Source organism: Amycolatopsis sp. NPDC058340, assembly GCF_042723975.1.
Lineage (GTDB): Bacteria > Actinomycetota > Actinomycetes > Mycobacteriales > Pseudonocardiaceae > Amycolatopsis.
Map to the genome: position 1 here is coordinate 431,094 of NZ_JBHXIB010000001.1, position 21,110 is coordinate 452,203.

The window sequence follows — 21,110 nt, forward strand, 5'->3', positions numbered from 1 at the left end:
GGCCGGATCGGGCAGGTTGGCGGGATAAAAGGCGGTAAACAGGGGTTTGACCGCGAGCGTTTTGGGTAGTCAGGCTCCCGATACAGCTACTCCGAATGGGTGAGGAGTCTCACCCAGAGGCGGCGGGAGAACCAGCACGCGATGAATCTCTTCGAGTACATCTCGGATCGGTGGGACAGACTCGCCCTCCAAGGGCTCCTCCATGTCAGCGCGGTCGTGCAGTGCACGATCCTGGCCGCCGTCCTCGGCGTGGTGATCGGCGTCGCCGTCTACCGCAGCCCGATCGGGTCGGCCGTGGCCACGGCGCTGGCGAGCACGATCCTCACTGTTCCGTCCTTCGCCCTACTGGGGCTTCTCATCCCGGTGTTCGGCCTCGGCGCGAACACCACCGTCATCGCGCTCGTGCTCTACGCGCTGCTGCCGATCGTGCGGAACACGATCGTCGGGCTGAGCGGCGTGGATCCGGCGGTCAGCGACGCGGCGCGCGGTATCGGCATGAGCCGGTTCGGCGTGCTGACCAGGGTGGAGCTGCGGCTCGCCTGGCCCGCGATCCTCGCCGGGATGCGGGTCGCGACGCAGATGCTCATGGGTATCGCGGTCATCGCGGCCTACGCGAAGGGCCCGGGCCTCGGCTCCGAGGTCTTCTCCGGCCTCACCAACGCGGGGAGCACGAACTCCCTCAACCAGGCGCTGACCGGGACGCTCGGCGTGGTCGTCCTGGCGCTGGTCCTCGACGCCGTTTACGTACTGATCAACCGTTTGACCGTCTCTAGGGGTGTCCGTGGCTGAGTCCGAAACCGTATCCGGCGTCGAGATCGAGCTGGAGAACGTCACGAAGCGCTACCCCGGCACCCGGGAGCCGGCGGTCGACGACTTCTCGATGGTGGTGCCCGCGGGCAAGATCGTGGTCTTCGTCGGCCCGTCCGGCTGCGGCAAGACCACGACCATGCGCATGATCAACCGGCTGATCGAGCCGACATCGGGCCGCATCACCATCGGCGGTGACGACGCGCTGAAGCTCGATGTCGACACGCTGCGCCGTCGCATCGGCTACGCCATCCAGCAGGCCGGGCTCTTCCCGCATTTCACCGTCGCGCAGAACGTCGCGGTGGTGCCGGGGCTGCTCGGCTGGGACAAGAAGAAGGTCAACGACCGGGTCGAGGAGATGATGGACCTGGTCGGGCTCGACCCGGCCGATTTCCGCGACCGGTTCCCGCGTCAGCTGTCCGGTGGGCAGCAGCAGCGGGTCGGCGTCGCGCGGGCGCTCGCGGCGGATCCGCCGGTGCTGCTGATGGACGAGCCGTTCGGCGCGGTCGACCCGATCACCCGCGGCAACCTGCAGGACGAACTGCTGCGGCTGCAGACCGAGCTGAAGAAGACGATCGTCTTCGTCACCCACGACTTCGACGAGGCCGTGAAGCTCGGCGACAAGATCGCGGTGCTCGGCAACCAGTCGAAGATCCTCCAGTACGACACCCCGGACGCGATCCTCGCGAACCCGGCCGACGACACGGTCGCAGGTTTCGTCGGCGCCGGTGCTTCGCTGAAGCAGCTGACGCTGCTGCGGGTCCGCGACGTCGAGCTGAAGCAGGACGCGCTCACCGCGACGGTGAGCGAGTCGCCGTCCGAGGTGCGCGAGAAGCTCACCCAGCAGCGCAAGCATTTCGTGCTGGTGCTCGACCAGCGCCGCCGTCCGATGCGGTGGGTGCACGTCCGCGAGCTGACCAAGGCGACGTCGCTGGCCACCGCGGGCAAACCGCTGCGCGACTACGTCAGCCTCCAGTCGACCCTGCAGGACGCGCTCGAAGCCATGCTCGCCGAGGGCGGCAGCGTCCCGGTGACCGGCGCGCGCGGCGAGTACGCCGGGACGATCGAGCTCGACACCGTCATCTCGACGATCCAGCAGCTGCGCGAGGAGCACTCCGACGACAGCCCGGCGGAAGGTGTGACCGCATGACGGCCGCCGTCGATACCGGTTTCTCCACCGAGTCCTCGTCGAGAGGCGCCGAACGGGTCCGGCTGTTCGCCCAGCCCGCGGCGGTGCTGCTGATCGTCGCCGGGGTGCTGATCTGGGTGTTCAGCAGCGACCTCACCGCGACGGAGAAGGAGACCCTCAACGCCGCCGGGCTGTTCGCCGCGCTGCGCGACCACCTGGCGATGACCGTCGTGGTCACCGCGATCGTGGTCGCCGTCGCGGTGCCGCTCGGCGTGCTCGTGACGCGGCCGTGGGCGAAATGGGCGGCGCCGGTCTTCCTGGCGGTGGCGAACATCGGACAGGCCGCGCCCGCGCTGGGCGTGCTGGTGCTGTGGTTCATCGTCACCGGCGCCACCGGCGGGCTGTGGGTCGCCGCGCTGCCGCTGGCGTTCTACTCGCTGCTTCCAGTGCTGCGGAACACGATGGTCGGCCTGCAGCAGGTCGATCCGTCGCTGATCGACGCGGGCCGCGGGATCGGCATGTCGGCCTCCGGCGTGCTGTGGCGGGTCGAGTTCCCGCTGGCCATCCCGCTGATCCTGGCCGGTCTGCGTACCTCGCTGGTGCTGGCCGTCGGCACGGCGACTTTCGGCATGTTCGTCAACGCCGGCGGTTTCGGCCTGCTCATCGACACCGGCTACAAGCTCAACCTGACGAAGGTGCTGATCACCGGCTCGGTGCTCGCCGTCGCGCTGGCGCTGCTGGTGGACTGGCTCGGCGCGGTGGCGGAACAGTTCTTCGGACCGAAGGGACTGCGCTGACATGCGAATCAAAGCGATCCTCGGCGCGATCCTGTTGTGCGGCACGCTTTCCGCGTGCGGGCTGGAGGTCAACACCGCGCTGCCGTACAAGATCGAACCCGGTTCCATCAAGCCCATCGAGTCGCTCAAAGGCGTCAAGGTGACGGTGGGGTCGAAGGACTTCACCGAGAACATCATCCTGGGCTACATGGCCGAGATGGCGCTTTCCGCGGCGGGCGCGGACGTCGTCGACCTGACCGACATCAAGGGGTCGAACTCGTCGCGGCAGGCGCTGCTCGCCGGCCAGACCGACGTCACCTGGGAGTACACCGGCACCGGCTGGATCAACTACCAGGGCAACGAACTCCCCGTCCCCGGCGGGGAACAGGCCCAGTACGAAGCCACGAAGGCGGCGGACGAAGCGAAGTTCGGCGTCACCTGGCTGAATTACTCGCCGCTCAACGACCAGTACGCCTTCGCGGTCACCGAGGCCTACGGCGCGGCGAACAACCTGAAGACGACGTCGGATCTGGCGGCGTTCCTGAAGCGGAAGCCGGACCAGAACGTGTTCTGCCTGGAGACCGAATTCACCAGCCGCCAGGACGGTTTCCCCGCCGCCGTGCGGGCGTACGGGTTCCAGAACCCGGTGATCAAGAACTTCGGCATCGGGACGATCTACTCGGCCGTGGCGAGCGGGACCTGCCCGATCGGCGAGATCTTCACGACCGACGGCCGGATCGCCGGGCTGAACCTTCGCGTCCTCGAAGACGACAAGAAGGCGTTCCCGCAGTACAACGCGGTGCCGACGCTGCGGACGGAATTCCTGAACCAGCACCCGGAACTGCGGGGACCGCTGGAAACCGTCGCCGCCGCCCTCGACAACGAGCAGATGATCGAGCTGTGCAAGCAGGTCGACGTCGACGGGCGTGACCAGGGCGAGGTCGCCTACGAATGGATGAAGAAAAAGGGTTTCATCAAGTAAGGCCTCGTGAGTGGCTAGGACGGTTAGAACCGTCCTAGCCACTCACGAGCAGGTCAGATCCCCAGCCGGTGCAGCAGCTTCCCCTCCAGCTGGTCCAGCTCCCCGGCCACCGCCCGATGCGCCGCCTTCCGCCGCGCTGCGGGCATCCGCTCCGAAGCCCGAACGGTCGCCGAAAGCTGCTCCAGCGTCCCCTGGGTGTCCTTCGCGAAGGCCACGTCGGCGTCTGTCGCCTTCGCGGACTTCTTCAGCTCCGCGAGCCCCTGCGTCAGCCCCGCGATCCGCGCGTGCAACGCGGCACCCCGCCCGCTGAACTCGCCGAGCTGGTCGACGGCGACGCCGAGCTTCTTCGCTTGATAACGGTCGTATAGCTCTCGTGCGGCACCCGCCGCCCGAACGGCGTACGGCGCGATCACCGGCAGTACGGCCGGTCCGACCACTTTGGCCACCGCGACGGCGTTCTTCGCCTTCTTCGGGGTAAACCTGCCTTCGCCGTCGACGGCTTTGGCCTTGCGCGCCATGGCACCTCCCACGCTGTGTCACAGTCGAACTTACTGGTCGCCGATGTGGCGGGCATGTCGGCTTGCCGGTGGCCTTCTAGAGTGTTGTCCGTGAGTAACGAGGTGCTACTGGACGCGGGAGCGGTGAGCCGCTGCCGGCGTCGCGTGCACCTGGAACACGATCCGGCGATGCGCGAGGTCCCGCTCGCCCCGCCCGACCCCGCCGCGCAGCAGCGCATCGCCGACGCGTCGGCGCATCGCGACGCGATCGTGCGGCGGCTGATGGAGGCGACCGGCCCCGGCGCGACCTGGGTCAAGATCCCTCGCGACCTCCCGGCCGCCGAGCGCGTGCAGCTCACCGAAGAGGCCTTCGCCGCCGAAGCGCGCTACATCTGGGGCGCGCTGCTCCCGGTGGATCGCGCCGGTCATCGGCGCGGCGGCGCCGAGCTCCTGGTCCACACCGGCGACGGCTACGTGCCGGTGCTGGTCGTGCGGCACCGCATCACCGATCGCGGCGCGGGCGCGCCGACCACGGTGATGACCGACCTCGACCCGGCGAACCGGCTGCCCGACCCGGCACGAAAGGTCCGCTCGCAGCCGCGGGACCAGATGCGGCTCGCGCACCTCTATCGGATGCTCGAAGCGCTCGGGAAGCACGAAGGACACCGCGCCGTCGGCGGCGTCATCGGGCTCGACGCGGACGTCGTCGTCTGGCACGACCTGTCCGCGGCCACCTGGCCGGGCGGCCGAAGCGCGCTGACGGAGTACCAGAGTCGCTTCGCCGACAGGCTCGCCATCGCGAACGCCGCCGCCCATGGGGACGAGCCGCTCGCGGAGCCCTCCCGCGTCCTCGAATGCCGACGCTGCCCTTGGTGGCCGACGTGCGAGGTGGTGCTCACCGAAACCCGCGACGTCAGCCTGGTCGTCCGCGGCGAGGACGCGATGGAGCTTCGCCGCGCCGGGGTGTCCACAGTGGACAAGCTGGCCGCGCTCGATCCGGCCGACGAGCCCCCGCCGATGAACTGGACCGGCGGCACCTTCGCCGACTCGATCATCCTGGCGCGCGCCTGGCTCGCCGATCTCACGATGGTGCGCAAGGTCGACCGCGTCGAGGTCCCGCGCGGCGACGTCGAGGTCGACGTCGACATGGAGAGCTTCGGTGATTCCGGCGCGTACCTGTGGGGTTCACTGCTGACCGGCGCCGACATCGGGATGGAGCGGGGCTACCGGGCGTTCGCGACCTGGGAGCCGCTGCCGACCGCGGACGAGGCCCGGTCGTTCGCCGAGTTCTGGGCCTGGTTCACCGAAGTCCGCGAGCGCACGCTCGCCGCGGGCCTGACCTTCCGCGCCTATTGCTACAACGCGCTCGCGGAGAACCGCTGGCTCTTCGGGTCCGCGAGCCGGTTCGGCGAATACCCCGGTGTCCCCAAGAAGGCCGAGATCGCGTCCTTTGTGGACTCCGAGGAATGGGTCGACCTCTTCCGCAGCGTCACCGACCAGTTCCTGTGCTCGCACGGCAAGGGACTCAAGGTCATCGCCCCGGTCGCCGGATTCGCGTGGCGCGATCCGGAAGCGGGCGGCGAGGCGTCGATGAGGTGGTACCGCGACGCCGTCGGCATGGACGGCGGTGTCCCCGACGACGTCCAGCGGGAGCGCCTGCTGCGCTACAACGAGGACGACGTCCTGGCCACGCACGCGCTGCGGAACTGGATGACCGACCACGCGCAGACGTCCGTGCCGTACATGAACGACCTCTGATCCCGGCGCTCGCCGAGCTTGCGATCATTCGCGCCCCTGTGGATACTCGTTGACGAGTACTCGTCTACGAGGAGGCGCGGTGAAGCGGCGCAAGGTCGGGAATCTGCTGGCGCTGGCGATCCTGTCCACGCTGAACGAGCGCCCGATGCATCCGTACGAAATGGCCTCGGTCCTGAAGAGCCGCGGCAAGGACCGCGACATGGGGATCAAATGGGGTTCCTTCTACACGGTCGTCGGCAACCTGCGGAAACACGGCCTCATCGAGGCGGCCGAGAGCGGTCGCGACGGCGCGCGCCCCGAGCGCACGGTGTACCGGATCACCGACGCCGGCCGTGACGAAATGCTCGACTGGCTGCGTGAACTGCTGGCCGAACTGGCGCCCGAGGAGCCGAAGTTCGTCGCCGGGCTGTCGGTGATGGGGTGGCTCGGACCGGACGAGGTGATCGCCCTGTTCCGCACCCGGCTGGCGGCGCTGGAGGAGGACATCGCCTCGACGCGAGCGGAGCTGGCCCGGCTGATCGAGGAGATCCCGCGGCTGGTGCTGCTCGAAACCGAGTACCACCTGGCGATGCGGGCCGCCGAGGCCGAGTGGATCCGCTCGATCCTCGGGGAACTGACTTCCGGCTCGATGCCGGGGCTCGCGCAGTGGCGGGCCCTGGTGGCGGAAAGGGGGAGTACCCGCAGTTGAAAGAGCCCCGGCGAGGTGTTGCAGCACCCCGCCGGGGCGACGATCCCGCAACCGGAACCCGGCCACGAGACGGCACTTCGAGGATAACCGGGCTCCGGGCGAACAACCTGGAGAGACATGTCGAACATCAAGGACAGGAAACGGTTCAAGATCTTGCCGGAGATGGGCGGCGCGCTGGCGCGGAACTACGCCCGGCAGCGCGGCACCGGACCGCAGATCGAACACTGGCGGAAGCAGGCCCGCGAACTCACCGCGGACCTGCCGGAAGGCGCGAAGATCCTCGAGGTCGCCTTCGGCCCCGGGTACTTCGCCGTCGAACTCGCGCGGCTCGGGTTCTCCGTCACCGGTCTCGACGTCGCGCCGACGTTCGTCGAGATCGCGAGCGAGTACGCGCGGGCGCAAGGTGTCGAGGTTTCGTTCCGCGAGGGCGATGTCGCGGCCATGCCGTTCGACGACGAGACGTTCGACTTCGTCGTCTGCCAGGCGGCGTTCAAGAACTTCGTGTGGCCGGTGAAGGCACTCGACGAGATGTACCGCGTGCTGCGCCCGGGCGGTACGGCCGTGGTGCAGGACATGAACCGGGACTCGACCGATGGCGACATCGTGCGCGAGGTCGAAAGCATGAAGCTCGGGAAGCTGGCGGCGCTCGGAGTGCGGCAGGCGCTGACCGGGCTGCGGCGGCGCGCTTACACGCCGGTCGACTTCGGCGGGCTGGTCGCCGAAACCGCGTTCCGGACGGGTGAGATCTCGACTTCGGGCATCAGCCTGGACGTCCGGCTGAAGCGCGGCTGAAATGAGCTGAAGGGGACTTTCCCCGCGTCTCATGCGAGGAAAGTCCCCTTCGGCTCAGCGAGGGGCCATGCGCAGCGAGCCGTCCATCCGGATGACTTCGCCGTTCAGGTAGTCGTGGTCGATCAGCGACAGCGCGAGCTGCGCGTACTCGTCCGGCCGCGCGAGCCGCTTCGGGAACGGCACGCCCTCGGCCAGCGAAGCGCGGAACTCCTCGCTCACCGTCGCCAGCATCGGGGTGTCGACGATGCCCGGCGCGATGGTCAGCACGCGGATCCCGTGCGACGCGAGGTCGCGCGCGGCAGGCAGGGTCATCCCGACGATGCCGCCCTTGGACGACGAGTACGCGACCTGCCCGATCTGGCCGTCGAAGGCGGCGACCGACGCGGTGTTGATGATGACGCCGCGCGCGTTGTCGGCCAGCGGCTCGGTCTTGGCGATGGCCTCGGAGGCCAGCGTCAGCACGTTGAAGGAGCCGATCAGGTTGATCTGGACGACCTTCGCGTACAGGGCGAGGTCGTGCGGGCCCTTCTTCGACAGGATCCGCGCGGACGGCCCGATCCCGGCGCAGTTCACCACGGTCCGCAGCGGCACCCCGGACTCGGCCGCGGTCGCGACGGCGGCGCGTACCTGCTCCGGGTCGGTCACGTCCGCCTCGACGTAGGTGATGCCCTCGATCTGCTCGGCGTTGGCGATGGCACCGGCGAGGTCCAGCGCGAAGACCCGCGCGCCCTTCGCGGCGAGCGCCTTCGCGGTCGCGCCGCCGAGCCCGGACGCGCCACCCGTGACCAGCGCCGCGGTATCGGTGATCTGCATGTTCTCCCTTTCGTCGGCAACCGTTCATAGGTTAACGCTCGTTCGCATCGGGCCCAGGTGGGATGGCTCACTCCGGTGCGGAGCATGTCGTGAGGAGTATTCGGGCCTGAAGCATTCCGTTCGCTCGGAGGTCAACTCCGGCTGTCACCTTCAGCAGCATGAGCGCTGCTCGGATCGTGGTGGTGGGGACCGGTTACGTCGGATTGACCACGGGGGCCTGCCTGGCCGGCCTGGGGCATCGAGTCACTTGCGTCGATGTCGACCAGGCGAAGGTCGCAAGGCTTTCCGCCGGACGGGTGGACATCCTGGAGCCGGGATTGTCCGAGCTGGTGTCGAGGGGGCTGACCAGCGGAAGACTCGAGTTCGTGGTCGGCGCGCGTGACGCCGTTCGCGACGCGGAGGCCGTTTTCCTTTGTGTGCCAACGCCGATGGGCGCGGGCGGCTCGGCGGACCTGCGGGCCGTCGAAGCCGTGACCGCCGAGATCGGCGACGTCATCCCGCCGGGCTGCGCGCTCGTCACCAAATCGACCGTTCCGGTGGGGACGTCGAAGCGCATCCAGGCGATGCTCGGCCGCACGGACGTGCCGGTGGTGTCGAATCCGGAATTCCTGCGTGAGGGCACCGCGGTCGAGGACTTCCTCGGCCCCGACCGGATCGTCGTCGGTTCGGACGACGTCGCGGCCGCCCGCTGGGTCGGCGATCTCTACGCCGACCTCGCCGCCCCGGTCGTCGTCGCCGACGCGGCCAGCGCGGAACTGGTGAAGTACGCGGCGAACTGCTTCCTCGCGATGAAACTGTCCTATGTGAACTCGATCGCCGAACTGTGCGAACGCCTCGGCGCCGACATCGACCTGGTCACCGAAGGCATGGGCTACGACCGGCGCATCGGCCGCTCGTTCCTCAAACCCGGGCCCGGCTGGGGCGGCTCGTGCCTGCCGAAGGACACCAGCGCGCTGGTGAAGGTCGCCGAGTCGGTGCAGTACGACTTCACGCTGCTCACCTCGGCGATCGAAGAGAACATCGCGCAGCGGGACCGTGTCGTCGCGAAGATCGCCGGCGCCGTCGGCGGCACACTGGCCGGTTCGCGGATCGGCGTCCTCGGGCTGGCGTTCAAAGCCGGGACGAACGATCTGCGCGATTCGCCAGCCCTCGCGGTCGCGTCCGTGCTGTGCGCGCTCGGCGCGGAACTGACCGCCTACGACCCCGCCGTCGGCGGGCATATCGACGGCATGACCGTGGTCGACGACCCGTACCAGGTCGCGAAGGCAGCCGACGCCGTCGTCGTGCTGACGGAATGGGACGAGTTCAAAAGGCTCGACTGGACCTACATGGCCGAGCAGATGGACGGCGACGCGGTCGTCGACACGCGCAATCTCCTCGACCCGCACCAGATCCTGGACGCCGGCCTGTCGTGGCAGGGCGTCGGGCGGCCGCGGGCGGCGCTGCGGCGGAAGGTCGCCGTTTCATGACACCAGCGAAACGAGCTTGAGCAGCCCGTCCACGACCTCCTCGGCCGTCGGACCGTTCTCCGGGTCGAGCATGTGCTGCAGCATCACGCCCGAGTTCAGGGCCGTGGCGACCGCGCCGATCCGGCGCTCGTCCGCCTCGGTGAGGGTGGCCTCGTCGATCCCGAGGATGCCCGCCGCCATCCCCCGGCGGCCCTCGCGCTGCGCGGCGGCGAGCTGTTTCCGCAGCTCAGGGTGATGCTCGGACTGCACGAATGCCTCGATCGAGGCGATCCACAGCTGCCGGTTCCGCCCGTAAGAGTCGATCATCGCGCGCCAGGAAGCCGCGTACTGTTCGGACGGTGAGGCGTCGGGATCGACGGCGCCCCGCATTTCGATCTGGATCTCTCGGCCCCAGTCGTCCATCGCCTGCGAGAACGCCGTCAGCAGCAGGGCTTCGCGCGATCCGAAGTGGTAGCCGATCGCCGCGTGACTGACCCCGGCCGCGGTCGCGATATCCCGCACCGTCGTGCGTGACCAGCCTTTTTCCTTCAAGCACTGGATGGCACCCGCCATCAGGTCCTCGCGATTGCCCATGCCCGAGATCCTAGACCACGCGGTTTATCCATTTGGTTTAACCAAGCGGCTTGACCAAGCGTGCAAATCTGCCGTACGGTCGCTCCCATCACCACGAACCCCTGGGAGCAGCCATGACGACCACCGTTCTGATCTCCGGCGCCGGTATCGCGGGTCCGGCCCTCGCCTTCTGGCTGCGGAAGCGCGGTTTCGCGCCGACCGTCGTCGAACGTGCCCCGGCCCTGCGCGAAGGCGGTAGCGCGGTCGACTTCCGCGGCGAGCAGATGACCCTGCTGAAGCGCATGGGAATTCTCGAAGACATCCGTGCGAAGGAAACCGCGATGGGCGCGCAGGTCATCGTCGATCCGCGTGGCAAGAAGGTCGCCCAGATGCCGTCGGTCTTCTTCAGCGGCGAAGTCGAGATCGAGCGCGGAGACCTGACGCGCATCCTCTACGACCACACGAAAGACGACACCGAGTACATCTTCGGCGACTGGATCACCGGGCTGGACGAGCTTTCGGACGGCGTCGACGTCGCCTTCGCCCACGGCGAGCCGCGCAGATTCGACCTGGTCGTCGGCGCGGACGGGCTGCATTCGGGCGTGCGGCGGCTGACGTTCGGCGAGGAAGAGTTGTTCCGCACCGATCTCGGCTTCCACACCGCGGGGTTCAGCGCGCCCAACCATCTCGACCTCGACCATCTCGGCCAGATCTGCAGCGTCCCCGGCCGGACGGTCATGGTCGCCAGCGGCCGCGACCGCTCGGCGCTCAATGTCAGTTTCGTCTTCGCGTCGGAGTCGCTGGAGGTGGATCGACGCGACGTCGAGGCGCAGAAGAAGGCCCTTGTCGAGCGCTACGCCGACTTCGGCTGGGAAATCCCGACGTTGCTGGAAAGCCTCCGCGATGCCGACACGTTGTACTTCGATTCGCTCAGCCAGATCCACCTCGACAAGTGGTCGCGGGGCCGGGTCGTGCTGCTCGGCGACGCCGCCTGGTGCGCGGGGCCGGGCGGTTCGGGCACCGGGCTCGCGATGATGGGCGCGTACATCCTGGCGGGGGAACTCGCCGCCGCGCACGGGGACCACGAAGTCGCTTTCGCCAGGTACGAAGAGAAACTGCGTGGTCCGGTGAAGATCTCGCAGAAGCAGGCGGCCGGTATCGGCACGTTCCTCGCGCCGAAGACGCGGTTCATGGTCGGCTACCGGAACTTCCTGTACCGGGTGCTGGGTTCGCGGCCGATGACCAAGGTGTTCACGTGGATCACCTCGCGGGCGGCGAACGCGGCGACGCTGGAAAACTATGACGCTCCGGTGGCCGCGCGGGGCTAGTTTCGGTGGGTGAGGGATGAGAAGGAGTTTCGCCGGGCCTGTTACGAGGCGGCTCGGCGAACGCGCGGCCGGGTGGCCGGGTTCGTGTCCTACAAGACGGGATCGAACTTCGACCAGTGCGAGATCGTTTATCGCCACCGAACCGCCGCGGTGCTGTGGGCCTGGGATTTGGACGGAGCAGTGCGGAACGGCCTCGGCATCGCCGAATCACCTGTCAGCTGGGGATCGATCACCTTCGTCGACGAGCCGGGTTTGCTGGCCGTTCTGGGAGAACTGCTCCCCGAGTTTCGGTTGCACACCCGAGCCGAACTCGAGCAGCCGATCGACCTCTCGGTGCCTCCCTGGGTGAATAACGGTCATGCCCAGTCCTGGCGACCCGACAGCCTCGGCGAAGCCCTCTTCAACTACTGGGACTGAAAAAGTAGTTAGCAAAGCGTAGTATCACCGTCGTGTTCACGACCAGGCCGGAACTGGCCGGCACCCACGGCATGGTGGCATCGACGCACTGGCTGGCTTCGGCCACCGGGATGGCGGTGCTCGAAAGCGGCGGCAACGCCTTCGACGCGGCGGTGGCGGCCGGGTTCGTCCTGCAGATCGCCGAGCCGCATCTGTGCGGCCCGGCGGGGCAGGTCCCCGGCATCTTCGTCACCGCCTCGGATCGGACTCCGCGAGTCCTCGCGGGTCAGGGAGTCTCGCCCGCGGCGGCGACGCCCGAATACTTCGCGGATCTGGGGCTCGACCTGATCCCCGGCAGCGGCCTGCTCCCCGCGACCGTTCCGGGCGCGTGGGACGGCTGGCTGCTGCTCTTGCGGGATCACGGCACCAAGTCGCTGCGCGATGTCCTCGGCTACGCGATTTCGTATGCGCGTACCGGGATTCCGCTGGTCAGCCGGGTCGGTGACACGATCCGCGCGGTCCAGGACCTGTTCACCGAGCATTGGCCGACGTCGGCGGCGCTCTGGATGCGGGACGGCAAGCCCGTCGAAGGCTTGCACCGCAACCCGGCGCTCGCGGACACGTGGGAGCGGCTGCTCGCCGAGGCCGAGTCGGTCAGCGGCCGCGAGGCGCAGATCGACGCGGGACGCCGCGCGTGGTCGCAAGGCTTCGTCGCCGAAGCGATCGAGGCGTTCAGCCGCAAGGCTTTCCGTGACGACTCCGGCCGCGATCACGCCGGTCTCCTCACCGGCGAGGACATCGCGGCCTGGGAGGCGACGTACGAGGACGCGCTGCAGGTCGACTTCGGCGACTGGGGCCTGGTGAAGATGGGCGCCTGGACACAAGGTCCGGCGCTGCTGCAGCAGGCTCGGCTGCTGGACGGCCTGCGCGACGAGCTGTCCTATGTGGACGGAATCCCGACGGAACGCACGGTGCATCTGGCCGTCGAGGCGGCGAAGCTGGCGTTCGCGGATCGTGAGGCGTGGTACGGCGACTCACCCGACGTGCCGATCGATCTGCTGATCTCCCGCGAGTACGCGGACGCCCGCCGGGCCTTGATCACCGACGAAGCGTCCGCCGAACTGCGGCCCGGCGGCCCGTCGCCACGGCTGCCCGCGATCCTCGAAAGGCTGCGCGGACTGGAATCCGGTTCCGGTGCGACGGGGGAGCCCACGGTCGGGCCGCTGGGCGAGACCCGCGGCGACACCGTGCACATCGACGTCGTCGACGCGGCCGGGAACATGATCTCGGTGACGCCGTCGGGTGGCTGGCTGCAGTCGAGCCCGACGATCCCGGAGCTCGGTTTCTGTCTCGACTCGCGCGGGCAGATGTTCTGGCTGGAGCAGGGACTGCCGAACTCGCTGGCGCCGCGCAAGCGGCCGCGGATCACGCTTTCGCCGTCGATGGGCCTGCGTGACGGCGAGCCGGTGCTCGCGTTCGGGACCCCGGGCGGTGACCAGCAGGACCAGTGGCAGCTGTGTTTCTGGCTGGCGCACACGCTCGGCGGGCTGAACCTGCAGGAGTCGATCGACTCGCCGGCATGGCACACCACCGCGTTCCCGAGTTCGTTCTATCCGCGTTCGTGGACGCCGCGGGAACTGGTGGTCGAGTCACGGCTCGGTCAGTCCACAATGGACGCGCTGGCCGCGCGCGGACACGCCGTCGTCGACGCGGGACCTTGGGCGCTCGGGCGGCTTTCGGCTGTGTCGCGTTCGGGAGGCGTGCTCCGCGCCGCCGCCAACGCGCGCGGCATGCAGGGCTACGCCGCCGGCCGCTGACGCTTCCTAAAAAGCCTCGTGAGTGGCAAGGACGGTTAGAACCGTCCTTGCCACTCACGAGGTCAGGAGCGCGGCTGTTCCCAGAGCCAGAATTCGATGCCCTGGTTGTCCACGCACTCGGCGCTCAGGCCGTAGGGCTGCTGTTCGGTTTCGCCTGCCTGACCGCCCTGGGCGCGGACACGGTCGAGGGCGGCGGCGAGATCGTCGACGGCGTACATGACCTTCCAGCCCACCTGCCGCCCCGGGCCACCCCAGAGTCCGCCCTGCAGGCCGGAACCTTCGACACCCCAACCTCCTTCGACCCGTCCTGGCGAGAACTGCCAGCCCAGAACGGCGCCGTAGAACGCCTTCGCGCGTTCGTCGTCCGGGACCTGGAAGGTGAAGTAGCCCGCTTCGCCGTGCCGGATCGGCGCAGCGCCGGAAGCCGGCCGAGGCGCCGCTTGCGCGACAAGCCACCGCTGGCCGTACGGGTCCTTGATCTCCCCGCTCAGCCCATGGCCTTCGTCGGCGACGGGACGTCGCAGCTCCGCGCCCAGCTCCACGGCCCGCGTGGCCGAAGCGTGCGCGTCCGCGACCTCGACCCGGATCAGCGGGCCACCGGCGGGCGCCACGACGATGCCCAGTTCGGGGAACTCCTCGGCGAACATCAGCACGCTGTCCCCGATGGCCAGTTCGGCGTGCCCGATGCGGCCGTCCTCCATCACGATCGGCTCGGACCGCCGTCGTGCCCCGAACACCTCGACATAGAAGTCGAGCGCGGCGCGGGCGTCCGTCACCACGAGGTACGGCGTCAAAGAGCGGACTTCGGCATCGGTGGTGGTGAGTGTTTCGGTCATCTCGGCTCCGTTCAGGATGGCGCGACGAAGGTTGTCGCGCAGTTCGGCGGCGAAGAGCGGGTCAGGCTCGACAGGCTGCGAGGGCGCGCGAAGCGCATCGAACGGATCAGGCATCGCGACCCTCCTTCTCCTGGTAAGCACGCCGGAACGCGGCACGGGCCCGCACGAGCAACGCCTCCGTGGCGTGCACCGTGCGCTCGAGATGATCGGCGACCTCCGGTACCGGGAGGCCGTCGACGTAGCGAAGCGTCAACGCGGCTTGGTGATGCGCCCCGAGCGACGCGAGCACCTCGCGCGCCAGAAGCGCGTCGAGCCGTTCGTCCCACGGATCGGTGTATTCCTCCTCGTGGACGAGCCGCAGCCCGCGTTCCTCACGTGCTTTGCGCCGCCAGTGATCGGCGAGCTTGTGCCGGGCGACGCCGATCAGCCACCCGGTGCTCACCGGCGGTGCGAACTCCTTGCGACAGGCCCTCACCGCGCCGAGGAACGTCTCCGATGTCAGTTCCTCGGCGAGGGTGCGATCACCGCACCGGGACAGCAGGTACCCGTAGACCTCCGGCAGCGCCGTTTCGTACAGCGAAAGCAGCGCGAAGGCCGGGTCCCGATGCACCCGTGGTTCCGTCACATCCCCATCGTCGCTCGGGGAGCCACAACTCCGACGGGTGAAATCGAACTTTCTCAGGTGCGCGGATCCGGCAGCCGCCGCGCCACCGTGATCACCCCGACGGTCAGCACCGCCTGAATGCCGATGACCAGCGCGAACGCGCCCTTCATCCCGAGCGGCCCGGCGCCGGCGGAGGCGAACAAGGTCCCCAGCGTCGCCACGCCCAGCGCCATCGCGGCCTGCTGCGACGTCGTCAGCATCCCGCTGCCGACCCCGGCGATCTCCGGCGGCACCTTCGACAGCACGATCCGGAACACCGTCGTCATCGCCAGACCCTGGCCGAGACCGCACAGCAGCATCCCCGGCGCGAAATCGAGTACGCCGAGATCCGGCCATTCCAGCAGCACGGTGCCGATCAGCACCAGCAGCCCGAGCAGCTGCACCGAGAGACCGGCGGCCACGACCCGCTGGCCGAACCGCGTCACCAGCCGGCTGCTGACCAGGCACATCGCGAAGAACGCGAGCGAAAGCGGCGCCGTCACCAGACCGGAACCGAACGGCCCCAGGTGCAGGCCGTCCTGCAGCGTCACCGCGAACACGAACATGAACGCGCTGAATCCGACGAAGAACGGCACCCCGACCAGCAGGCCTTGGCGCACACTCGGCATCCGCATCACCGACGGCGGCAGCAGCGGGACCCCGCCCCGGCGCTCCAACCGGCGCTCGACGTGGACGAATCCGGCCGCGGCGAACGGGAACACCACGAGCAGCGCGATCGTCCACAGTGGCCAGTGCTGTACCGGTCCTTCCGCCAGCGGGAGCAGCAGCGACACCAGCGCGATCGCCAGGAAGAAGGTGCCAGGCCGGTCGATGCCGATCGGGTTCCGCGAACGGCTCTCCGGGATCAGCCGCCGCGCGACCACCAGCCCGGCGATGCCGACGGGCACGTTGACCAGGAAGATCGGCCGCCAGCCGGTACCCCAGAGATCGGCGGCGACCAGCGCCCCGCCGAGGAACTGGCCCAGCACCATCGAAAGCCCCGCTGTCGCGCCGTAGAGACCTAGTGCCTTGGAGCGGCGCTCGCCGGTCGTCGTCGCCTGGATGATCGACAGCACCTGCGGCAGCATCAGCGCGGCGGCCGCCCCCTGCGCGGCCCGTGCCAGCACCAGCGTCAACGCCGTCGGCGCGATCCCGCAGAGCAGGGAGGTGAAGGTGAACGCGGCCAGCCCGATCAGGAACAGCTTGCGGCGGCCGAAGGCGTCGCCGAGCCGTCCGCCGACGACGAGCAGGACGGCGTAGGCGATCCCGTAGGCCGCGACCACCAGTTCCAAGGTGGCCGAAGAGGTGCGGAGATCCGAACCGATCGCGGGCAGGGCGATGTTGACGATGAAGAAGTCGATGAGCGGGAGTGCCGCCCCCAGCAGCACGGTGACCAGACCCGCCGAGGTCAGGGCCGGTCCGGCGGTGACGCGTGCGGGCGTCGCCGGAACTTGCGTCGAAGTCATGAGTACCACGATCAGCCGATCGCGACCCTGGTACCAGGAGTGTGTTTATCCTGGTACCACCACTACCTGGTAACCGGCTTCGAGCTTTGCGAACCTGATGAGGTGACCATGACCGTCGATTCGCGAGTGGCCGAGGTGCGACGGCACGAGCTGGCCGCCTTCCTCCGCAGCCGTCGCGAGCGCATCACGCCCGATCAGGTCGGCCTGCCGATCAGCGGCAGGCGCCGCACGCCGGGACTGCGCCGCGAGGAGGTCGCGCAGCTGGCCGGGATGGGGGTCACCTGGTACACGTGGCTCGAACAAGGCCGCGACATCAACGCGTCCGAGCAGGTGCTGGACGCGATCTCCCGCACGCTGCGGCTCGACCCGCACGAGCACACGCATCTGTTCACCCTGGCCGGTGCTCCGGAACCGCCGTTGGAGAAGGACTGCAAGCTCCTCAGCCAGAACATCCACCGGATGATGGACAAACTGGAGCCCTTCCCGGTCTGCGTGCGCAACGCGCGGTGCGACATCCTCGCCTACAACCGCGCCTACGACTGGCTGATGGGCGGCCTCGACGACATCCCGTTCGAGGAGCGCAACACGCTGATCCAGTGCCTGACCAACCCCGAGTGGCGCCGCAGGCTCCCGGACTGGGAGATCAACCTGCCCCGGGTGGTCGCCGGTTTCCGCGCCGCCATGGCCGAACACCTCGCCGAGCCGGCGTGGAAGAACCTGGTCAAGCGGCTGCGGCAGGAGTCCGAGCTCTTCGAACGGATGTGGAAGGAACACGACGTCTCCACCGAACGGATCGTGCTCAAGCGATACCTGCACCCGGACGTCGGCCTGCTGCGGTTCGAATTCTCGTACCTGTACCTCGGGCGGCGTTCCGAGATCTCCCTGGCGACGCTGACCCCGGCGGACGACGAGACCGCGGCGAAGCTGCCAAGCTCCTTCTGAAGGGGGAGGCGGACCAGGCTCGCGAGGGAGCCTTTCCGCGGCGTGAACGCCGACGCTGGGGTGCATGACCGTAGCGATGGCTCCACCCAAGATCTCCAGTATCCGCCTGATCGTCTGCTACGCGGCGATCCTCGGCACGCTCCCTTATCTGACGTTGAAGGCGTCCTGGGTCACCGGAGGGAGTCTCGGCCTGCGTGATCAGTCCTTTGTGGACTCCGACCTGATGTTGTTCGCGAACCTGGTCACCGGCGGGATGGACGTCGTCGCGGTGATCCTCGCGCTGGCGTTCACCTACTCCTGGGGCCGCCGGATCCCCGCGCCGCTCGTGCTGTTCCCGATCTGGATCGGCACCGGGCTGCTCGCGCCGATCGTGCTGGACATCCCGGTCATCGTCGCCGACCTGTCCACGGCGCAACTGACCGAACTGCCGCTGGAGAACTGGGTCTGGGCCATCGTCTACGGCGGATTCGCCTGGCAGGGGATCCTGCTGCTGACCGCGTTCGTGCTCTACGCCCGCGATCGCTGGTGGTTCGTCGTCACCGGCACCGTGAAGCCGGGGACCATCGGTGCGGCGGGCGTGCTCGGCATCGTCGCCGCACTCGTCTGCGCGGCAGGCCACTCGATCTGGGCGTTCGGCCCCGGCGGCATCGCCGCTCGCGGCCAGGACATCGTGATCGCGGCGCTCGCCGTTCTCGCCGCACTCGCGCTGGCGAACGTCGCGCGCGGGCGGTTCTGGCCGCGGCTGGTGCTGGTGTGGACCGGTGCCGGGGCGATGGCGGGCACCGGGATGTGGGGTCTGTTCAGCGCGCTCACCATGGGATCCGCCGATCACGCGGCGGTGCTCGCCGTGCAGGTGGCCGGCGGGGCGCTGATGATGGTCTCGGTCCTGCGGCGGCTACCCGCGGTCGAGCAGGCGACGTGATTCCCTGCTGAAGGCGGGAACCGTTCTCGCGAATCTTTCGAGGAACTCGCTCAAGGTTTCCGGCGGCCGTTCGAGGGCACGGACCTGTTCACGCAGGCAGCGAAGTGGGGCCGCATCTTCGCTGGTGCCTACCGCACGCGGCGTAGCCGGGAAGCCGCTTTCCAACGGACGCGATCCCCCGCCGCCCCGGGGTAGCTTTCGTCCTGTGCTGCTGAAGGAACGGTATCCGTGGAGTCTCTGGGTTGGCCGCGTGCTGCGCGTGGTGCTGCCGCTGGGATTCGTGCTCGGCGCGACGAGCGGCGCCTCGCGCTGGCAGCCGGGCGGGCCGCAGCTGACCTCGTCCGGGGTGCTGTGGCTGGTCGCCATCGCGGTGCCGCTGCTGGTCGTCCACCGGTTCCCGATGACGATCTTCCTGCTCACCTCCGCGCTGACGCTCGGCTATTACACCTCCGGCAACCCGGGCGGGCCGGCGATCGTGTTGCCGACCATCGCGCTCTTCCTGCTCACCAAGATCCGCGGGCCGATCGTCGCCGGCGGCGCCGGTGGAGCGCTCTTGGCGGCGTCGGGGATCGCGTTGTTCGCCCGGCACGGGCTGGCGGGTTTCGATCTGCGGGCAGGCCTGGGGCTGGTCTGGGTGATCGCGGTCGTCGGGATCGGGACGGCGGTGCGCAACGGGATGGCCGCCGCGCGGGCCCGCCGCGAGCAGGCCGACGAGCACCGGCATCGGATGGCCGAGCAGGAGCGGCTCACCATCGCCCGCGAGGTGCACGACGTCGTCGCGCACAGCCTCGCGATGATCAACGTGCAGGCAGGCGTCGCCGCGCACGTCGCCGACAGACGTCCTGAGCAGGCGAAAGAGGCGTTGCTGAACATCAAGGAAGCGAGCGCTTCGGCGTTGAAGGACCTTCGCGCGACGTTGGCCGTGCTGCGGTCCGGGGAGGACAAGGCGCCCGCGCCGAGCCTCGCCCAGGCCGACGAGCTGTTCGAGCACGCCCGTGCCGCCGGGCTGGAGATCCGCGTCGACGGCGAGCCGGGGGAGCTGCCCGCCCCGGTCGACGGCGCCGCGTACCGGATCCTGCAGGAGTCACTGACGAACGTGGTCCGCCATGCGAACCAGGCGCGGGGTGTCGACGTCAGGTTCGAGCGGAAAACCGGTGCGCTGACGCTGCTCGTCCGCGACGATGGCCACGGCGCCGTCGAACCCGCGCCGGGGCACGGGCTGCGCGGGATGTCCGAACGGGCGGCCGCACTGGGCGGCGCGCTCACGACGTCGGTGGTGAACGGCGGTTTCCAGGTTCGCGTGGACCTGCCCATCAAGGGGGAAGAATGACGATCCGGGTGGTTCTCGCCGACGACCAGGTGCTGGTCCGCGCCGGTTTCCGGGTGCTGCTGGAGACCGAAGACGGCTTCGAGGTCTGTGCCGAGGCGGGCGACGGCGAGCAGGCGGTCGCGGCCGCCGTCGAGCACCGGCCGGACATCGTCGTGATGGACGTCCGGATGCCCGGCGTCGACGGGCTCGAAGCGACGCGGCGGATCACCGCGAATCCCGAGCTGGCCGGGGTGAAGGTCCTGGTACTGACCACTTTCGACGTCGACGAGTACGTCTACGAGGCGTTGCGCGCCGGCGCGAGCGGGTTCCTGCTGAAGGACACCGATCCGGTGGAGCTGCTGCGGGCGTTGAAGGTGGTGGCCGCCGGCGAGGCGCTGCTGGCGCCGACCGTGACCCGGCGGCTGATCGCGGAGTTCGTCGACCGCCCGGAGAACCGCCGTATCGACGTGAGTGCCGTCCGCGAGATCACCGACCGCGAACGCGAGGTCCTCGGCCTGGTCGCCGGCGGTATGTCGAACGACGAGATCGCGGCGCATCTGGTGATCTCGACGGCCACCGCGCGCACGCACGTCAGCCGCATCATGACCAAGATCGGGGCGCGCGACCGGGCACAGCTGGTGGTGCTGGCCTACGAATCGGGACTGGTCAGCCCTCGCCGGGGTTGAAGTTCCCCCAAAATGCTGAGATTGCCGAAAAACCTCTGGTGGTGACGCGGAGTCGTCAAGTGTGGCATAACGCTGACACTCCGTTAATTCATCGCTCTGCCGGCACACTGGGGACCCTTGGTTGGGACGTGCATCTGCACGTGCATCACGACCACTCTTGTCTCTTCTCCGTCTCCACCAGGAATCCGGCGGGATTCCGATCGCTTATTCGAAATCAGACAGGGGTACGGCTAACGCTGATTTCCTGGCGAGTCCAGAAGCAGCGCGCGGGATTCCGCTCTCGTGATCGTGCACGGTGCGTGATCTTTTCGTCGGCAGGCAGACCGAACAATGGTCACTTTCCGTCGCGAAATCGCTCCCTGGACGGGTTCCGCTCGCCCGGAGTTGCTTTGTCGCAATGGCGCTGAGCATTAGTCTCCGGCTGAACGGCAAGGCGGATTTCACCTACCCGACGTGATTCTCACCCGGCCGGGCAAGAAATCGATTCACCTTTTTCTCTCAC

The 21,110-nt window shown here is 68.6% G+C and carries 21 protein-coding genes; 15 read left to right on the forward strand and 6 right to left on the reverse strand.

All coding sequences use genetic code 11. The features are described from left to right. Positions 1-141 precede the first annotated feature (141 nt). Genes ACFWIW_RS02085 through ACFWIW_RS02100 form a run of 4 tightly spaced genes read left to right on the forward strand, consistent with a single transcriptional unit; the run spans position 142 to position 3,694 of the window. Positions 142-789, forward strand: a complete 648-nt coding sequence (locus ACFWIW_RS02085) for an ABC transporter permease (RefSeq protein ID WP_007030477.1) — start codon at positions 142-144, stop codon at positions 787-789. Next, positions 782-1,957 carry an ABC transporter ATP-binding protein gene (locus tag ACFWIW_RS02090; protein WP_378366688.1) on the forward strand — a complete coding sequence of 392 codons (1,176 nt, stop codon included), beginning with the start codon at positions 782-784 and terminating at the stop codon, positions 1,955-1,957. The genes ACFWIW_RS02085 and ACFWIW_RS02090 overlap by 8 nt, the downstream gene beginning before the upstream one ends. After that, positions 1,954-2,733, forward strand: a complete 780-nt coding sequence (locus ACFWIW_RS02095) for an ABC transporter permease (RefSeq protein ID WP_378366689.1) — start codon at positions 1,954-1,956, stop codon at positions 2,731-2,733. Before ACFWIW_RS02090 ends, ACFWIW_RS02095 begins: the two co-directional genes overlap by 4 nt. Position 2,734: 1 nt before the next feature. Then, positions 2,735-3,694, forward strand: a complete 960-nt coding sequence (locus tag ACFWIW_RS02100) for a glycine betaine ABC transporter substrate-binding protein (RefSeq protein ID WP_378366690.1) — start codon at positions 2,735-2,737, stop codon at positions 3,692-3,694. A gap of 53 nt (positions 3,695-3,747) precedes the next feature. Here ACFWIW_RS02100 and ACFWIW_RS02105 read toward each other — a convergent pair whose 3' ends face one another. After that, on the reverse strand, positions 3,748-4,212 hold the full coding sequence (locus ACFWIW_RS02105; RefSeq protein ID WP_378366691.1) for a DUF6474 family protein: 465 nt from the start codon (positions 4,210-4,212) through the stop codon (positions 3,748-3,750). A 90-nt stretch (positions 4,213-4,302) separates the two neighbouring features. Here ACFWIW_RS02105 and ACFWIW_RS02110 point away from each other — a divergent pair, with 90 nt between their 5' ends. The 3 genes from ACFWIW_RS02110 (at position 4,303) to ACFWIW_RS02120 (ending at position 7,429) form a co-directional block, all read left to right on the forward strand. Further along, positions 4,303-5,949 (forward strand): TM0106 family RecB-like putative nuclease, encoded by a 1,647-nt coding sequence (locus tag ACFWIW_RS02110; protein ID WP_378366692.1) that lies wholly within the window; start codon positions 4,303-4,305, stop codon positions 5,947-5,949. A gap of 79 nt (positions 5,950-6,028) precedes the next feature. Beyond that, complete coding sequence (locus tag ACFWIW_RS02115; RefSeq protein WP_378366693.1) at positions 6,029-6,637, forward strand: PadR family transcriptional regulator; 609 nt, start codon at positions 6,029-6,031, stop codon at positions 6,635-6,637. Positions 6,638-6,754: 117 nt separating this feature from the next. Then, positions 6,755-7,429, forward strand: coding sequence for a class I SAM-dependent methyltransferase (locus tag ACFWIW_RS02120; protein WP_378366694.1), 675 nt, complete (start codon positions 6,755-6,757; stop codon positions 7,427-7,429). 54 nt (positions 7,430-7,483) lie between these two features. On the opposite strand, the gene ACFWIW_RS02125 is transcribed toward ACFWIW_RS02120, so the two are convergent. Continuing rightward, the gene (locus ACFWIW_RS02125) at positions 7,484-8,242 is read right to left on the reverse strand and encodes an SDR family NAD(P)-dependent oxidoreductase (protein WP_037333780.1); all 759 of its coding nucleotides are present in this window, start codon (positions 8,240-8,242) and stop codon (positions 7,484-7,486) included. Positions 8,243-8,400: 158 nt separating this feature from the next. Here ACFWIW_RS02125 and ACFWIW_RS02130 point away from each other — a divergent pair, with 158 nt between their 5' ends. Then, positions 8,401-9,711 carry a UDP-glucose dehydrogenase family protein gene (locus tag ACFWIW_RS02130; protein WP_378366695.1) on the forward strand — a complete coding sequence of 437 codons (1,311 nt, stop codon included), beginning with the start codon at positions 8,401-8,403 and terminating at the stop codon, positions 9,709-9,711. On the opposite strand, the gene ACFWIW_RS02135 is transcribed toward ACFWIW_RS02130, so the two are convergent. After that, positions 9,706-10,284, reverse strand: coding sequence for a TetR/AcrR family transcriptional regulator (locus tag ACFWIW_RS02135; protein WP_378366696.1), 579 nt, complete (start codon positions 10,282-10,284; stop codon positions 9,706-9,708). The genes ACFWIW_RS02130 and ACFWIW_RS02135 overlap by 6 nt on opposite strands. A gap of 113 nt (positions 10,285-10,397) precedes the next feature. On the opposite strand from ACFWIW_RS02135, the gene ACFWIW_RS02140 reads away from it, so the two are divergent. Genes ACFWIW_RS02140 through ACFWIW_RS02150 form a run of 3 tightly spaced genes read left to right on the forward strand, consistent with a single transcriptional unit; the run spans position 10,398 to position 13,804 of the window. Beyond that, positions 10,398-11,591 carry an FAD-dependent monooxygenase gene (locus ACFWIW_RS02140; RefSeq protein WP_378366697.1) on the forward strand — a complete coding sequence of 398 codons (1,194 nt, stop codon included), beginning with the start codon at positions 10,398-10,400 and terminating at the stop codon, positions 11,589-11,591. A 9-nt stretch (positions 11,592-11,600) separates the two neighbouring features. Beyond that, positions 11,601-12,008, forward strand: a complete 408-nt coding sequence (locus ACFWIW_RS02145; RefSeq protein ID WP_378366698.1) for a hypothetical protein — start codon at positions 11,601-11,603, stop codon at positions 12,006-12,008. 32 nt (positions 12,009-12,040) lie between these two features. Then, entirely contained in the window at positions 12,041-13,804 is a 1,764-nt protein-coding gene (locus tag ACFWIW_RS02150) for a gamma-glutamyltransferase family protein (protein ID WP_378366699.1), read from the forward strand. 62 nt (positions 13,805-13,866) lie between these two features. Here ACFWIW_RS02150 and ACFWIW_RS02155 read toward each other — a convergent pair whose 3' ends face one another. Genes ACFWIW_RS02155 through ACFWIW_RS02165 form a run of 3 tightly spaced genes read right to left on the reverse strand, consistent with a single transcriptional unit; the run spans position 13,867 to position 16,749 of the window. Further along, complete coding sequence (locus ACFWIW_RS02155) at positions 13,867-14,754, reverse strand: VOC family protein (protein ID WP_378366700.1); 888 nt, start codon at positions 14,752-14,754, stop codon at positions 13,867-13,869. Further along, entirely contained in the window at positions 14,747-15,265 is a 519-nt protein-coding gene (locus ACFWIW_RS02160) for an RNA polymerase sigma factor (RefSeq protein ID WP_378366701.1), read from the reverse strand. Before ACFWIW_RS02160 ends, ACFWIW_RS02155 begins: the two co-directional genes overlap by 8 nt. Before the next feature lie 53 nt (positions 15,266-15,318). Continuing rightward, the gene (locus ACFWIW_RS02165; protein WP_378366702.1) at positions 15,319-16,749 is read right to left on the reverse strand and encodes an MFS transporter; all 1,431 of its coding nucleotides are present in this window, start codon (positions 16,747-16,749) and stop codon (positions 15,319-15,321) included. 108 nt (positions 16,750-16,857) lie between these two features. On the opposite strand from ACFWIW_RS02165, the gene ACFWIW_RS02170 reads away from it, so the two are divergent. The 4 genes from ACFWIW_RS02170 (at position 16,858) to ACFWIW_RS02185 (ending at position 20,608) form a co-directional block, all read left to right on the forward strand. Continuing rightward, the gene (locus ACFWIW_RS02170) at positions 16,858-17,691 is read left to right on the forward strand and encodes a helix-turn-helix transcriptional regulator (protein ID WP_378366703.1); all 834 of its coding nucleotides are present in this window, start codon (positions 16,858-16,860) and stop codon (positions 17,689-17,691) included. 64 nt (positions 17,692-17,755) lie between these two features. Continuing rightward, entirely contained in the window at positions 17,756-18,613 is an 858-nt protein-coding gene (locus ACFWIW_RS02175) for a hypothetical protein (protein WP_378366704.1), read from the forward strand. 205 nt (positions 18,614-18,818) lie between these two features. After that, positions 18,819-19,943 (forward strand): sensor histidine kinase, encoded by a 1,125-nt coding sequence (locus tag ACFWIW_RS02180; protein ID WP_378366705.1) that lies wholly within the window; start codon positions 18,819-18,821, stop codon positions 19,941-19,943. Then, a complete protein-coding gene (locus ACFWIW_RS02185) occupies positions 19,940-20,608 on the forward strand; it encodes a response regulator transcription factor (protein WP_257483619.1) in 669 nt (222 codons plus the stop codon). Before ACFWIW_RS02180 ends, ACFWIW_RS02185 begins: the two co-directional genes overlap by 4 nt. The last annotated feature ends 502 nt before the right edge of the window (positions 20,609-21,110 follow it).